The following is a 16,337-nucleotide window of genomic DNA, read 5'->3' on the forward strand; positions in this document are numbered from 1 at the left end:
ATCAGGCAAAAAATTCTTTGATACGTTGGATAACGATTTGCTGTTCTGCACCAGTGATATTGTAGAACATCGGCAAACGCACTAAACGGTCACTTTCTCGGGTGGTAAAACGATCCTGGTCGTGGAAACGGCCGAATTCCTTACCCGCAGGGCTGGTATGCAATGCCACATAGTGAAATACACTGAGGATACCATGCGCTTTCATGTAGCTGTTGAATGCACTGCGTTCTTCTACCTCTTTGAGCTTGATATAGAACATGTGAGCATTGTGTTCCAAATCTCCCGGGATAATGGGCAAAGACAAATGCCCGGCATCAGCTAACGGTTTCAGCGCTCGATAATAGGTATTCCATAACGCCAGCCGACGCTGGTTAATTTCGTCGGCACGTTCCAGTTGTCCCCACAGGTATGCCGCTTGCAGATCAGATAACAGATAACTGGAGCCGATATCACGCCAGGTGTATTTATCCACTTGCCCACGGAAAAACTGACTGCGGTTCGTTCCCTTTTCCCGAATAATTTCAGCACGGGAAATCATTGACTTATCATTGAGTAATGTCGCCCCACCTTCCCCACCTGCCGAATAGTTTTTCGTTTCATGGAAGCTGAAACAACCAATATGTCCAATTGTACCTAATGCGCGCCCCTTATAGGTGGACATCACCCCCTGTGCCGCATCTTCCACGACATACAGGTTATATTTTTTCGCCAATGCCATGATAGTGTCCATTTCACAAGCCACACCGGCATAATGCACTGGTACGATAACGCGGGTTTTCTCTGTTATGGCCGCTTCAATTTTATTCTCATCAATGTTCATGGTATCAGGACGGATATCCACAAAAACAATGGTGGCACCACGCAAAACAAAAGCATTGGCGGTCGAAACAAAGGTATAACTTGGCATGATGACTTCGTCACCCGGCTGGATATCCAGCAATATGGCTGCCATTTCCAGTGAAGCGGTACAAGAGGGGGTCAACAAGACTTTCGGGCAGTGAAAACGCTGCGCCATCCATGTTTCACACCGTTGGGTAAATTCGCCATCACCACACAGTTTACCGCTAGCCATTGCCTGTTGCATGTATTCAAGTTCAGTGCCGACTACGGGTGGTTTGTTAAATGGAATCATTTCGTCCTCTATATAACCAATATGCGGTGCTTTCAATGAGGGCACCACGACGTGTATAAAGACGCAAGGCAGTGGTATTGCTGATTTGCGTAGCCACTCTCAACCGTTGTATCTGGTGATTCTGACACCACTGTTGCGCCGCCGACATTAATTTTGTCCCAATCCCTTGATGATGATTGCCCGGTACAGCAGCCAATAAACCAATGCGGGCTTCACGATTACCCAAGTCTCTTAGCGTGACAAAGCCCACTATTTGATCATGTTCATCATTGAGAAGTAGGCATTCATGATCAAACGTACCCAAAACGGCTTTTTCAACCCAAACGGCATAGAATCGGCCACTGTCATCCGGTTGATACCAGGGAATGCGAAAACGGCTGGCCGTAAATACACGGGCAGCCACTGCCTTCAATACGGGGATATCTTCTTTTTTGGCAGAAAGGAGTGCTTGTTCAGGATGAATATCCTCCGATCCAATCGATAACAGTAAATCGATCTCACCTTCAACGAAAGAAAATCCCAACGCAGACAACCCATCAATTATGGCCGTTTGTTGGCTCGCCACCTTGGCTTGCACCAAGGCATATTTATCCAAATCGGCCACCGTCAATGCGGTTGATCCCGATGAAAAATTCAGGCGTGCCGTAGACAAACCAAAAAACTGACTCTCCCAGGCGAGTGATTCAAGGTTGGCGTGAATAGACATCGAGCAAATCCATAAGATATTTGCCATAACCCGTTTTCGCCAGATCCGCAGTTGCCGCTTTTAACTGCTCAGCACTGAGCCAATTATTGCGCCATGCGATCTCTTCCAAACAGGCAATTTTGAAGCCTTGTCGTTTTTCCACGGTCTGAACAAAAGTACTGGCTTCAATCAGGCTGTCGTGGGTACCTGTATCTAACCAGGCAAAACCACGCCCTAATAATTCAACATTCAATTCACCGCACGCCAGATACATTTGATTGATGCTGGTGATTTCCAGTTCCCCACGGGCAGAAGGTGTGACTTGTTTAGCAAAATCCACGACTTTGTTATCGTAGAAATAGAGGCCCGTTACCGCCCAATTGGATTTAGGCTGTGCCGGCTTTTCTGCAATGGACAGTACCCGATATTGTTCATCAAATTCCACGACACCAAACCGTTCCGGATCCATCACTTGGTAACCGAAGACTGTCGCACCGGTTTTTCGGGCAGAGACGGCTTGCAGTTTCGGGCTAAATGCCTGACCAAAAAAGATATTATCGCCCAATACCAAACAACAATCATCATGACCAATGAACGCTTCCCCAATCAGAAAGGCTTGTGCCAGACCATCAGGTGAGGGCTGTGCTGCATAGCTAAGATGAATACCAAATTGTTCACCAGTGCCGAGCAATCGCTTAAAAGCAGGCAAATCCTCCGGCGTGGAGATAATCAAGATATCGCGGATGCCTGACAGCATTAAAACTGACAGCGGATAGTAAATCATCGGCTTGTCATAAATCGGCAATAATTGCTTTGATACACCACGCGTTATCGGGTACAAGCGCGTACCAGAACCACCAGCCAGTACAATGCCTTTCATCTGCTCCTCCTGTCGGGCTTATTCATTGCCGAGCCCAAGACGCTCCCCGGCATAAGACCCATCTTGCACTCTGCGCCACCAATGTTCATTTTCCAGATACCATTGAACGGTTTTACGAATACCGGATTCAAATGTTTCCTGAGGTGTCCAACCCAGTTCGCGTTCAATTTTTGTCGCATCAATGGCATAACGCATATCGTGCCCTGGTCGATCAGTGACATAAGTGATCAAGTCTCGGTAATGTGAGATCCCCGCTGGCTTTTCAGGACACCATTTTTCCGCACAAAACGCTTCCAGCAATTCACAAATCGTTTCCACAACCTCAATATTTCGGCGTTCATTATGACCACCGATATTGTAGGTTTTACCCGGCTCTGCCTGGGTAACCACTAAATATAACGCCCGGGCATGATCTTCCACATACAACCAGTCACGAATTTGTTCGCCCTTGCCATAAACTGGCAAGGGTTTACCCGCCAGTGCGTTAAGGATCATCAACGGGATCAATTTTTCCGGAAAATGATAAGGCCCATAGTTATTCGAACAATTCGTTATCACTGTCGGCAAACCATAGGTACGCTGCCATGCTCTGACCAGATGATCACTGGATGCTTTCGAGGCGGAATACGGGCTGCTTGGTGCATAAGGTGTGGTTTCAGTAAAGAGGCTCTCTGTTCCGTGTAAATCACCATACACTTCATCGGTTGAAATATGGTGGAAACGGAATGTGGCCTGTTGTTCCTGAGCCAACTGTGACCAAAAGGCACGGGCTGCTTCCAACAAAGTATAAGTTCCCATGATATTGGTTTCGATAAATGCCGCCGGGCCGTCAATCGAACGGTCAACATGGCTTTCTGCCGCCAAATGCATCACGGCATCCGGCTGATATTGCTGGAATACGCGATCCAGGGCATCACGTTGGCAGATATCCACCTGCTCAAATGCATAGCGGGGATGGTTAGCCACTGAAGCCAGTGATTCTAGATTTCCGGCATAAGTCAGGCTATCAACAACAACAACACGGTCTTCAGTCTGGTTAATAATATGACGAACAACCGCAGAACCGATAAAACCGGCGCCGCCTGTAATCAGAATACGCTTCAACGCCAAACTCCTTTTGTATCCACAATCCACTTTTGTTTTATGGTAGAACCATTAATGGCTTTAAACTGGCGATGATCCACCAACATCAAGACAATGTCAGCCTCTTCTAATGCCTGGTTCGTCTCCATCAATTGCACCTTATTTTTCAATGAATCAGGTAACTCATGCACATTTGGCTCCACCGCGATGGTTTGCCCCGTATGCCATTGTGCAATCAGGTTGGTAATATGCACCGCAGGGCTTTCACGTAAGTCATCAATATCCGGTTTGAAAGCCAGGCCAAAACAAGCAATGGTAATCTCATACGCACGTTTGCCACTCGCTACCAGGCAATCAGCAACGGCAGCTTTCACTTGATCCACAACCCACAACGGCTTGCCATCATTCACCAAACGCGCAGTATGAATTAAACGAGACTGCTCAGGATTCTGAGAGACGATGAACCACGGATCAACGGCAATACAGTGTCCCCCGACACCAGGGCCTGGCTGCAAAATGTTTACACGTGGATGGCGGTTTGCCAGACTAATCAGTTCCCACACATTGATCCCCTGCTCGGCACAAATCAAGGAAAGCTCATTAGCAAAAGCGATATTGACATCACGGAAACTATTTTCTGTCAGCTTGCACATTTCCGCCGTTTTGGCGTTGGTGGTCACACATTCCCCTTCAAGGAAAATCTTATACAGTTCACTTGCCCGGCGGGAAGATTGCGCTGTCATTCCCCCCACGACGCGATCATTTTTGATCAGCTCTACCATCACCCGTCCCGGTAAAACACGCTCAGGGCAATAGGCGATATCGATATCTGCGTTTTCCCCTGATTGTTGGGGGAATGTGAGGTCAGGGCGGGCGGCAGCTAACCATTCTGCCATCTGCTCCGTCGTCCCGACGGGAGAGGTCGATTCCAAAATAACTAAATCACCTTTTTTTAAGACAGGAGCGATTGATTCCGCCGCAGAACGCACATAAGCCATATCGGGCTCATGTTCTCCTTTAAAAGGTGTTGGCACAGCAATCAAAAAAGCATCTGCAGTTTGAGGAACCGTCACGGCTCGCAAAAAACCAGCGTCTACCGCAACTTTCACAACCTCATCTAAATCCGGTTCAACGATATGAATCGAACCACGGTTAATCGTTTCTACCGCGTGTTGATTCACATCCACACCAATAACCGTCTTTTGGCGGGAAGCAAATGCCGCTGCAGTGGGTAAGCCAATATAACCCAAACCAATAACAGAAATGGTTTCAAAACTCATAATATCACCCGATTTTTTTTCAGTGCATCCAGAATTCGCTGGCAAGCCTGCCCATCGCCATAAGGGTTATGGGCATGACTCATTTGCTGATAGGCGTTAACGTCCGTCAATAACCGCGTTACTTCCGCAACAATAGTCTGTGTTTCTGTTCCCACCAAGCGCACTGTCCCTGCATCAACAGCTTCCGGTCGTTCAGTGGTATTTCGCATGACCAGAACCGGTTTTCCCAGTGAAGGCGCCTCTTCCTGAACGCCCCCGGAATCCGTCAGGATCAAATAAGCGTGATTCATCAAATAGACAAATGGCAGATAATCTTGGGGTTTGATCAGGATAACGTTATCAATATCATGCAAAATACGCTTAGCCGGCTCACTGACATTTGGGTTCAAATGAACAGGATAAACCACCTGAACATCAGGATGTGCCTTGGCAATCTGTGCTAACGCTTCACAAATGCGCTCAAACCCTTTACCAAAACTTTCCCGGCGATGACCCGTCACCAAAATCATTTTTTTACTCGGGTCAAGAAAAGGGTAAAGCTTGGCAAACTGCTCACACATGGCTTTATCATTTACAATGCGATCACGTACCGATAGTAGCGTATCAATCACCGTATTCCCCGTGACAAAAATACGCCCTTCTGCCATGGATTCTTTTAAGAGGTTGTTTCGGGCGTTTTCCGTCGGTGCAAAATGGTACATGGCCAAATGTCCCGCAATCTTACGGTTGGCCTCTTCCGGCCACGGAGAATAAAGATCGCCGGTTCTCAATCCCGCTTCAACATGCCCCACCGGAATATGTTGATAGAACGCCGCCAGACTCGTTGCCATGGTCGTTGTCGTGTCACCATGCACGAGCACCACATCGGGTTTGAATTCTTCTAATACCGGCTTGATGCCTTGCAGGATACGGCATGTGATATCCGTCAGATCCTGCCCTTTTTGCATGATATTAAGATCAAAATCCGGCGTTATCCCAAACAGATGCAGTACCTGATCCAGCATTTCCCTATGCTGAGCGGTGACACACACTTTTGCTTCAAAGGCAGTATCCATCGCCAACGCATGTACCAACGGCGCCATCTTAATAGCTTCCGGTCGAGTACCAAACACAGTCAACACTTTCACAGTGACTCTCTTATTTTGTCAATCATTGCAGTGAATTCCAGGAAAGGAAGATAGTTAATGAGAGATTATTCACATACTGTCATTTACACGGACTACCGGCGCGCGGATACCTTACCAAAGCAACACCAGCCCCCACTAACAAACCAACCGCGCCCCATAAAATCATCATGAAAGCACGACGGGGACTATCTCGGGTGACCGGTTCCTCCGGCGTTCTGAGATAACGGTAAGTCAGGAAAGAATCTTGCAAAGTCGGGCCAACATTCAATGTCGTCAACATTGCAATATTTTGATCATAATCCGTGCTGTAATCCGGGCCTATCGCTTTCAATGTTTCGATTTGAGCTTGCAACAATGACGTGCCTAGCATAAACATTCTGAATTCAGGGAGTTCTTTGATAGGGGTATCGGTTTGATTGCGATGAATACCCTGTTTCTCCGCTACTTTCAGCGATTGTTGCAGGACATTCAGTTCACGATGGTACATCGCCTGTGCCACGATCTCCTGACGTTTAACCAGCGCTTTCATCGACTGGGTACGTGTTGCCCATGCACCCTTAATTTCATTGTTCAGGTGACTGCCCGCGCGTTGGTTAGCAAACGCAATATATTGACGCAGAAGCCGATTTGCATCGGCCGCAGTTTCTGCCATCAATTTAATACTGCCATTTGACGACGTTTGATCCTCATGACGCGTGATTTTAATATCGTTAATCAATTCTTCCAACAAGACGGCATCCGCCTTGCCATTCCCTTCTTTGCGCTGCGTGTAGTAATCAGACTGCAGCCAAAACTCACGGCGGGTATCATACGCTGAGGCTTGTGTCATGAATTCGTTGTATGCTCCGTCTGGAATGGTCGGTAATTGCCCCTCCGGCGAAGCATTGATATGGGTATCTAAATTACGCAAAAATTGTTGTTGCGAATAATAACTCCCCAAGTTATTAGTTGTTGGTAAATCTACTGTAGCGGTTGCGCTCCATTTCTGCTGCATCAGATAAGAGGCGCCTAAAGCGGCGGCAGCGAAAATGATTGTCAGTGCGATAATCCATATCTTTCCATACCACAAAGCATAACATAGTGCCCGAATATCCAGTTCATGCTCTACGGCAGGTTGATCCTGTTTAGATTTCGTTTCTGAATTTATCACTGCACAAAACCCCTTTGATAGTCGATATTTTTAATGATGACTTGATGCCCGACGCAGACGGCGCTTACATCGTTTGATAAAACGGGCGACCCGCCATGCGCGTTTGATACAATAGCCATACAATATAAATGCAAGCAAAAATAATGCCAACATCATCCATTCAGGAATGATAATTAACCGTTCAGCAATGATTCCAACCGATGCCAATAAAGCCGCTGCCAAAGTAATTAAGATAAATGCCTGACGGGAGGTAAATCCAGCACGCATAATCAAATGATGAAGGTGCTGACGATCCGGGGAAAATGGACTCATTCCCTTACGCAACCGACGATACATAATGGCGACCATATCCATCAGTGGGATAGCAATGATCCATAACGCTGTCACAGGACTAATTGCCGGATGTTGCCCCTGCGTCGCTTCAGTCAATAACCAAATAATCGTAAAGCCGATTAAGGTACTCCCCGCATCCCCCATAAATACCTTGAAACGTTTTCCTAATATGCCAAGATTAAGGAAGATGTAAGGCAAAATCCCTGCGATAAAGGCAAAACACCAAAATGCCAGTGCCAGATTGCCACTTGCATATAACAAGATGCCCAATGCACCGAAAGAGACACAAGATAAGCCGCCCAACAAACCATCAATACCATCCATCATATTGAAGGCATTGATAGCGGCCCAGACAGCAAATAGGGTCACAACATAGCTAAACGGCCCCAATGACATTTCCCACGGGCCGAATGTATGCCCCAAGCTATTAAGCTTCAAGCCAGCAAAATACATCATGCTAATCCCAACCAAAGCCTGGACAACTGCCCTAATCTTCACACTAACATCAAAACGATCATCCAGCACACCAACAGAAACCAATACACTAGCACAAGCTAAATATGGCCATTTATGTGGGATAAACACTTTTGTGAGTGTAAATGCAAAACAAATGCTAAAAAACAAGGAGATACCACCGACCAACGGAATTAATCCTTGGTGATACTTGCGATAATTTGGCTTATCAACCAAGCCGATATTTTTTGCGACCTTACGCGCGATAAACAAAAACGCGAATGAAAATACAAATACGTAAAAAATTTCGGCGCTCATCCTGGAAATATTCACAATAACAACTCTCTGCAAAAATAACGATGGGCCATCTATTATTGATAAACTTATAGATACTGATGACTCTATAAGTTGGTATTTACAAAATAATGAGCACTACCACACATAAAAACCCAACACATGGAAGATATTGGCCAGAGTCCATGCGGAATGTTCGTAATAAATTGACTTAGCAATGCATCCATCCAATTACACATAATTTATGCAAAATATGTGCCACCTATCAACTAAACACGTTAACTTTCATAAAATGCATACCTATAAAAAACGCCACAAAAATGTGGCGTTTCAGCAAAATAGATATGGTTTTATTATGGATTATCAATCTAAAGAAAACTATGAACGTTTCATAAAGTCGAAAAATTCTTCGTTTGTCTTCGTCATAGCCAGTTTGTTGATAAGGAACTCCATCGCATCAATTTCACCCATCGGATGAATGATCTTACGTAAGATCCACATTTTCTGTAGCTCATCCTGTGTCGTGAGCAGCTCTTCTTTACGTGTCCCTGAGCGGTTGTAATCAATCGCTGGGAAGACACGTTTTTCAGCAATCTTACGGGACAGGTGTAATTCCATGTTACCTGTACCTTTAAATTCTTCGTAAATAACTTCATCCATCTTGGAGCCAGTATCAACCAACGCAGTCGCGATAATGGTCAAACTCCCGCCTTCTTCAACGTTACGGGCAGCACCAAAGAAACGTTTCGGACGATGCAGCGCATTCGCATCTACCCCCCCCGTCAACACTTTGCCGGAAGCTGGAACCACGGTGTTATAGGCACGAGCCAGGCGGGTGATAGAATCCAGCAGGATAATAACGTCTTTCTTATGTTCAACCAAACGCTTCGCTTTTTCGATAACCATTTCGGCTACCTGAACGTGGCGGGAAGCCGGTTCATCAAAGGTTGAAGCAATAACCTCACCTTTGACCAAACGCTGCATTTCGGTGACTTCTTCTGGACGCTCATCAATCAGCAACACCATCAGAACGCAATCAGGGTAGTTATGGGCAATGTTAGCTGCAATATTCTGTAGTAACATCGTCTTACCCGCTTTGGGTGGTGCAACAATCAGGCCACGCTGACCACGACCAATTGGCGCAGCCAGATCCAGAACGCGAGCCGTCAAATCTTCAGTCGATCCATTACCGCGTTCCATGCGCAAGCGGTTGTTGGCATGAAGTGGAGTTAAGTTTTCAAACAGGATCTTACTGCGAGCATTTTCAGGCTTATCGAAGTTAACTTCATTAACTTTCAGCAGAGCAAAATAGCGTTCACCCTCTTTGGGTGGGCGGATTTTACCTGAAATGGTGTCACCGGTACGGAGGTTAAAACGGCGGATTTGGCTAGGAGAAACGTAGATATCATCGGGGCCTGCAAGGTAAGAACTGTCTGCGGAACGGAGGAAACCAAATCCATCCTGCAATATCTCCAGCACACCATCGCCGAAAATATCCTCTCCACTTTTCGCATGCTGTTTGAGAATAGAGAAAATGATGTCCTGCTTACGCATACGAGCCAGGTTTTCCAGCCCCATATTTTCGCCGAGAGTAATCAACTCAGATACCGGCGTATTCTTTAATTCGGTAAGATTCATAATGGTGGGTTCTTTAACTCGGGGTATATCTCGAACTATGAACGTGAATGGTATGGCAGCATTATCGATGCCTGTTTATTTGTACCAGAAACGAATAAGACCTTCTAACTTAAATTACAAGGCAATAGTTTGAAGTACTCAGATTAATTGCAAAATAGGGCTGACAATCCGTCAAAACGTCACTGAGATAATAGAGAAACAAGGTTAATTTCAATCAAAGAACTATCTCGACGTAAACTTTATCTCGGTATGGGTACTGTTGATAACTACCTTCTGGCTATTCACGTGCCATATGTTATCACCCTTTATAATGTCAATACCATTTGATAATGTAACCACAGTATAGGGCTATAGAATTGATGCCATCTTAGCATTCACGTTTAGCGCCAATCCGTTTAACATAAACGATATTTAGCATAAGCATGTTTTAAGCAAACATTTTTTTAACAAAAAACTGTTGGCAAAGACCACACTAAGCACTTAACTGCAGGGGGTTCAACATAAAAAACGTCTCGGATGAAAACACGCTGCTTTAACGGTATTTAACACCAGGATGCCACGAGTATACTAAGCTATATACCGGATGACTCGTATATAGTCTCAGAAATTTTACCAAATGCGATATATCATCAGATACTTCAGGTGACACAGAGATAACAGATTTATCAGACACTACAGATTGTTTAGTATGCAACATGCTTAATGTCAACTCTTTATCCTCATTGTATCAATAAATATCAATACCCCTTTAGAATAAAAATTCGCTCAAGCAAAGCTTCATACAAGCACGTAGCCGCTAACTTACCATGCTTCGTAGCGGACGTCTAGCGGTCAATGGGATAAATCACTTTATACGCTAAACGCCCGTAATTACTGTGATCCAATTCTAAATTAGAGATGTGGTTCCAAAAACTCTTTCAGTTGAGTTTTTGACAAAGCCCCCACTTTTACCGCAACCTTTTCACCACCTTTAAACAGAATCAAGGTTGGAATACCACGAATACCGTACTCTGGGGCGGTCGCAGGGTTATCATCAACGTTCAGCTTGGCAATTGTCAGTTTTCCTTCGTATTCTGTGGCAATTTCATTCAGAATAGGGGCAATCATTTTACAAGGACCACACCATTCAGCCCAAAACTCAACGAGAACCATACTTTCCGCTTTCAGAACATCATTCTCAAAACCAGCATCAGTTAGATGGATAATATTTTCACTCATTTTTTTGCTCCAAAAGTAAAATCATTTACAGTGTCAGTGTACATTAACCAACATCAAGGTGTCTTTATTTCAGCGGATACACTTTCTTAAAGCAATAGTTAACTGATATTCTACCATGACTATGAGCAAAACACATTTGACAGAAAAGAAGTTTTCCGACTTCACATTGCACCCCAAAGTATTAGAAGCCCTGGATAAAAATGGGTTTTCAAACTGCACGCCGATACAGGCGCTAACATTGCCTTTTACTGTCGAAGGCCGAGATGTTGCGGGGCAAGCACAAACCGGAACGGGCAAAACGCTGGCATTTCTGGCGTCTACTTTTAATTATTTGTTAACTTATCCTGCTGCAAAAGAACGTAAAATCAATCAGCCAAGAGCGCTGATTATGGCCCCGACCCGTGAATTGGCGGTTCAAATATATTCTGATGCAGAAGAGTTAGCAGAAATCACCGGCTTGAAAATGGGCCTTGCCTATGGCGGTGATGGTTATGATAAACAGCTTAAAGTATTAGAAGCCGGCGTCGATATCGTGGTTGGTACGACAGGACGTCTCATCGATTATACAAAACAGGGTCATGTCCATCTTGGCGCCATTCAAGTTGTCGTGCTTGATGAGGCTGACCGCATGTATGACCTGGGCTTTATCAAAGATATTCGCTGGTTATTTCGCCGACTACCGGCTGCCACAGAGAGAATGAATTTACTGTTTTCCGCAACGCTGTCTTATCGGGTGCGTGAGCTGGCTTTTGAACAGATGAATAATCCTGAGTATGTGGAAGTAGAACCCCTGCAAAAAACAGGACACCGAATCCAGGAAGAGCTGTTTTATCCTTCAAATGAAGAGAAAATGCGTCTGCTACAGACCCTGCTGGAAGAAGAGTGGCCGGATCGCTGTATCATTTTTGCCAATACCAAACACCGCTGCGAAGATATCTGGGCTCATTTGGCGGCTGATGGTCACCGCGTTGGCTTACTCACGGGTGATGTTGCCCAGAAAAAACGCCTGCGTATTCTTGAAGAATTCAGCCAGGGGAATCTGGACATTCTGGTTGCCACCGATGTTGCTGCTCGTGGGCTACATATCCCCTTAGTGACACATGTATTTAACTATGATCTACCGGATGACTGTGAAGATTATGTTCACCGAATTGGCCGGACAGGTCGTGCCGGAGAAAGCGGCCATTCTATCAGTCTGGCGTGTGAAGAGTATGCGCTGAACTTACCGGCCATTGAAGAATATATCCAGCATCAGATACCGGTCAGCAAGTATGACAGTGATGCATTGCTAAATGACCTGCCAGTGCCTAAGCGCCATAATCGCACTCGCTCTGGCGCTCATCCTCGGCGTACCAGCATGCCGCGCCGTGGCAATGCCACGCGCAACCGTAAGCGCACCAACTAACATGATGTAACACTGAAAATAGTTCAATATTGAAATAACGTCATGTTGAAATAAAACACGACGCTGAAACACCACAAGCTGGAATAAATACTATGCTGAGTGCTTCTTCGCTTTATGCGGCCATCGATTTAGGCTCAAACAGTTTTCATATGCTGGTTGTCCGTGAAATATCCGGCAGCGTTCAAGTCGTCACCCGCATCAAACGCAAAGTCAGGCTGGCGGCTGGGTTGGATAACAATAACCGCTTATCACAACAAGCAATGGAACGAGGGTGGCAGTGTTTGCACCTATTCTCCGAATACTTGCAGGGTATTCCTGCTACGCAGATCCGCGTTGTTGCTACAGCAACATTGAGACTCGCAGAAAACTCAGGAGAATTTGTCAGAAGCGCCTCAGAGATATTAAACGCCCCTGTCAATGTGATCTGCGGCGAAGAAGAAGCTCAGCTCATTTATCAAGGTGTTGCTCACACGACAGGCGGGTCAGACAATCGACTTGTCGTCGATATTGGTGGCGCCAGTACCGAATTGGTCACCGGTATCGGTGCCAAGGCAAATCAGCTATTCAGCCTTGAAATGGGCTGTGTTACCTGGCTGGAACGTTATTTCAATGATCGCAGCTTGACAGAGGAAAACTTTGCCCACGCAGAGGCGGCCGCACATGATATTCTCCGCACTGTCACTCCTAAGCTGCTTGAACAAGGCTGGGAAATTTGTGTGGGTGCTTCCGGCACAGTACAAGCCTTACAAGAAATTATGATTGCCCAAGGTATGGATGAGCTAATCACCCTCCCTAAGCTCCAGCAGCTCAAACTTCAGGCGATGGAATGCAGCAAGTTGGAAGAGCTAGAAATCGATGGGCTGACGTTGGAGCGCGCATTGGTTTTTCCAAGTGGATTAGCCATCTTAATTGCCATTTTTCAAGCCCTGAATATCGAAAGCATGATATTGGCAGGGGGTGCACTACGTGAAGGTTTGATTTACGGAATGCTGGATTTACCGATTGAACAAGATATCCGTGCAAGCACCCTGCGCAGCATTCAGCAACGATTTCAACTGGATATGGAACAGGCACAACATGTCAAACAGTTAGCAGAAAATTTTTTCCAGCAAGTGGCCAGACCATGGAAACTGGACGAACGCTGTCGTGAGTTACTGGCGGGTGCATGTTTACTCCATGAAATAGGCCTGTTTATTGATTTTCGTCAGGGGCCAGCACATTCTGCTTATTTAATCAGCCACTTAGATCTACCGGGTTATACTCCTGCCCAAAAACGACTGCTGGCGACCTTGTTGAAAAACCAAAGCGGTCCCGTGGATTTAGCTTCACTCAACCAGCAAAATGCCGTGCAGCCATTGCAAGCACAACGGTTATGCCGCTTATTACGCCTGGCAATTGTTTTCGCCAGCTGCCGACGGGATACTACTTTACCCGTTTTGCGATTACAGGTGGAAAATGAAACGCTTTTTATCACTCTTCCCCATCAATGGCAGATAAAGCATCCGCTCAGGGCGGAAGCATTACAGCAAGAAATGAAGTGGCAAAGCTACGTCCAATGGCTGTTGTTCTTTAAAGAACAACATAATCGTTGATGGAGAGGGGCTTATCGTACTATTTATTGCCAATTTTCTGCCCAATGCCTAAACGGGATTTAATGTCGGCAAGGCGCGATTGCCCCTGTATCATCCTTTCTTCCGCACTGATCACTCGCTTACCTTGCGGCCAATGCAAATCATCTTGCGGCAGTTCAAGCAAAAATCGGCTCGGTTGTGGACGAATCAATTCACCAAACTGACGACGTTCTTTGCTGAGAGTGAAAAAAAGTGCTCTTTGCGCACGAGTAATTCCTACATAAGCCAAACGGCGCTCTTCCTCAATATTGTTTTCATCAATACTGCTCTGATGTGGTAACAAACCTTCTTCCATACCCACCAGGAAAACATAAGGAAATTCCAGTCCTTTGGACGCGTGTAGCGTCATCAATTGAACCTGATCTAACTGCTCATCTTCCTCGCCTCTTTCCAGCATATCCCGCAACGTAAAACGCGCCACAATCTGGGAAAGCGTCATTGGCTCATTCAAATCATTCCCCTCAAGCATTTCACTCATCCAAGTGAAGAGCTGATTAACATTCTTCATTCTCATTTCAGCCGCTTTTGGGCTAGGGGACGTTTCATATAACCAACTTTCGTAATCTATACCCCGCAGTAAGTCTCGCACTGCCAGTAAGGGTTCTCGTTGCGCCTGACGAAAGATTCCATCCATCCAATGAGTAAAGCGTTGCAATGCGGCCAGACCTCGCCCGGTTAAATATTGTTCTAACCCGAGATCAAAACTGGCCTGATACAAGCTCTTGTTACGCTGACTCGCCCACTCGCCCAATTTTTGGATTGTGACGGCACCAATCTCTCGCCGGGGGGTATTAACGATACGCAAAAAAGCACTGTCATCCTCAGGGTTGGTCAAAACACGCAAATACGCGAGTAGATCTTTGATCTCCGGCCGGGAAAAGAAGGAGGTTCCTCCCGTCACCCGGTAAGGAATACGGTTTTGTATCAACATTTTTTCGAAGATACGAGATTGGTGATTACCACGATATAAAATAGCGTAATCTTTATATTCCGTTTTATTGATAAAATGGTGAGCAATCAACTCCCCCACAACGCGCTCCGCTTCGTGATCTTCGTTATTTGCTTCAATCACGTTGAGCAATTCACCATATCCCAACGCTGAAAAGAGTTTTTTCTCAAAAACATGAGGATTGTTGGCTATCAGAATATTCGCCGCTTTCAAGATCCGCCCTGATGAACGGTAATTCTGTTCCAGCTTAATGACATTCAATTGCGGGAAATCGTCTTTCAATAGGATCAAGTTCTGTGGCCGAGCACCACGCCATGAATAAATCGACTGATCATCGTCGCCAACCACCGTGAAACGTGCGCGATTACCCACTAACAATTTCACCAGTTGGTACTGACTGGTATTGGTATCCTGATACTCATCCACCAGCAAGTAACGAATTTTATTCTGCCAACGTTCCCTGACTTCTTCATCGCGCATTAACAGCAATGTTGGTTTAGTAATCAGATCATCAAAATCAAGGACATTACAACTGGTTAGATGCAGGTCATAGCGGCGGTAGCACTCCGCAAACTGGTGTTCCTGCGCTGAACGAGCCATCCCCATCACCTGCGCAGGTGACATTAAGTCATTCTTCCAGTTAGAAATGCTCGAAATTAATTTTTGGAGCAAATCCTTGTCTTCTTCCAACAAATCTTCTGTCAGATCTTTTAACAAAGTCAGCTGGTCTTGATCATCAAACAGTGAAAAATTACTTTTCATTCCCAGTGCCTGATATTCACGTTTGACGATCTCCAGCCCCAGAGTATGGAAAGTCGAAATCATTAATCCGCGAGTTTCCTTGCGACCCAAGGTCTGTGCAACACGCTCTTTCATCTCACGTGCGGCCTTATTGGTAAAGGTCACGGCGGCAATATGGCGTGCCTGATAACCACAAGTACGGATCAGATGAGCGATTTTATTCGTTATCACACGGGTTTTGCCGGAGCCAGCACCTGCCAGTACCAGACAAGGCCCTGTTACAAATTCAACCGCGTGTTGTTGGCTTGGATTTAAACGCATACTGTTTCGAAAGCTAT

Annotated in this window: 13 protein-coding genes; 2 read left to right on the top strand and 11 right to left on the bottom strand. The window is 45.7% G+C overall.

The features are described from left to right. Position 1 precedes the first annotated feature (1 nt). The 10 genes from rffA to trxA form a co-directional block, all read right to left on the bottom strand. The gene (gene rffA / locus XPG1_RS15745; protein WP_045960102.1) at positions 2-1,132 is read right to left on the bottom strand and encodes a dTDP-4-amino-4,6-dideoxygalactose transaminase; all 1,131 of its coding nucleotides are present in this window, start codon (positions 1,130-1,132) and stop codon (positions 2-4) included. After that, entirely contained in the window at positions 1,119-1,838 is a 720-nt protein-coding gene (gene rffC / locus XPG1_RS15750) for a dTDP-4-amino-4,6-dideoxy-D-galactose acyltransferase (RefSeq protein WP_045960103.1), read from the bottom strand. Before rffC ends, rffA begins: the two co-directional genes overlap by 14 nt. Further along, complete coding sequence (rfbA, locus tag XPG1_RS15755) at positions 1,816-2,697, bottom strand: glucose-1-phosphate thymidylyltransferase RfbA (RefSeq protein WP_045960104.1); 882 nt, start codon at positions 2,695-2,697, stop codon at positions 1,816-1,818. Before rfbA ends, rffC begins: the two co-directional genes overlap by 23 nt. Before the next feature lie 18 nt (positions 2,698-2,715). Next, positions 2,716-3,801 (bottom strand): dTDP-glucose 4,6-dehydratase, encoded by a 1,086-nt coding sequence (gene rffG, locus XPG1_RS15760; RefSeq protein ID WP_045960105.1) that lies wholly within the window; start codon positions 3,799-3,801, stop codon positions 2,716-2,718. Beyond that, entirely contained in the window at positions 3,798-5,060 is a 1,263-nt protein-coding gene (gene wecC / locus XPG1_RS15765; RefSeq protein ID WP_045960106.1) for a UDP-N-acetyl-D-mannosamine dehydrogenase, read from the bottom strand. Before wecC ends, rffG begins: the two co-directional genes overlap by 4 nt. Next, complete coding sequence (gene wecB / locus XPG1_RS15770) at positions 5,057-6,187, bottom strand: non-hydrolyzing UDP-N-acetylglucosamine 2-epimerase (RefSeq protein WP_045960107.1); 1,131 nt, start codon at positions 6,185-6,187, stop codon at positions 5,057-5,059. The genes wecC and wecB overlap by 4 nt, the downstream gene beginning before the upstream one ends. 79 nt (positions 6,188-6,266) lie before the next feature. Continuing rightward, entirely contained in the window at positions 6,267-7,337 is a 1,071-nt protein-coding gene (gene wzzE / locus XPG1_RS15775; RefSeq protein ID WP_045960108.1) for an ECA polysaccharide chain length modulation protein, read from the bottom strand. 30 nt (positions 7,338-7,367) lie between these two features. Continuing rightward, complete coding sequence (gene wecA, locus XPG1_RS15780; RefSeq protein ID WP_045960109.1) at positions 7,368-8,456, bottom strand: UDP-N-acetylglucosamine--undecaprenyl-phosphate N-acetylglucosaminephosphotransferase; 1,089 nt, start codon at positions 8,454-8,456, stop codon at positions 7,368-7,370. A 339-nt stretch (positions 8,457-8,795) separates the two neighbouring features. Further along, positions 8,796-10,055 (bottom strand): transcription termination factor Rho, encoded by a 1,260-nt coding sequence (gene rho, locus XPG1_RS15785; protein WP_010845326.1) that lies wholly within the window; start codon positions 10,053-10,055, stop codon positions 8,796-8,798. 891 nt (positions 10,056-10,946) lie between these two features. Then, positions 10,947-11,273, bottom strand: coding sequence for a thioredoxin TrxA (gene trxA, locus XPG1_RS15790; RefSeq protein WP_045960110.1), 327 nt, complete (start codon positions 11,271-11,273; stop codon positions 10,947-10,949). Between the two features lie 121 nt (positions 11,274-11,394). Here trxA and rhlB point away from each other — a divergent pair, with 121 nt between their 5' ends. Next, on the top strand, positions 11,395-12,678 hold the full coding sequence (gene rhlB, locus XPG1_RS15795; RefSeq protein WP_045960844.1) for an ATP-dependent RNA helicase RhlB: 1,284 nt from the start codon (positions 11,395-11,397) through the stop codon (positions 12,676-12,678). A 92-nt stretch (positions 12,679-12,770) separates the two neighbouring features. Beyond that, on the top strand, positions 12,771-14,270 hold the full coding sequence (gene gppA / locus XPG1_RS15800; protein WP_045960111.1) for a guanosine-5'-triphosphate,3'-diphosphate diphosphatase: 1,500 nt from the start codon (positions 12,771-12,773) through the stop codon (positions 14,268-14,270). Between the two features lie 19 nt (positions 14,271-14,289). Here the strand turns inward: gppA and rep are convergent, their stop codons facing one another. Next, a complete protein-coding gene (rep, locus tag XPG1_RS15805) occupies positions 14,290-16,320 on the bottom strand; it encodes a DNA helicase Rep (protein WP_045960112.1) in 2,031 nt (676 codons plus the stop codon). Positions 16,321-16,337: the final 17 nt, after the last annotated feature.

Source organism: Xenorhabdus poinarii G6 (assembly GCF_000968175.1).
In the GTDB taxonomy this organism is placed as follows: Bacteria; Pseudomonadota; Gammaproteobacteria; order Enterobacterales; family Enterobacteriaceae; genus Xenorhabdus; species Xenorhabdus poinarii.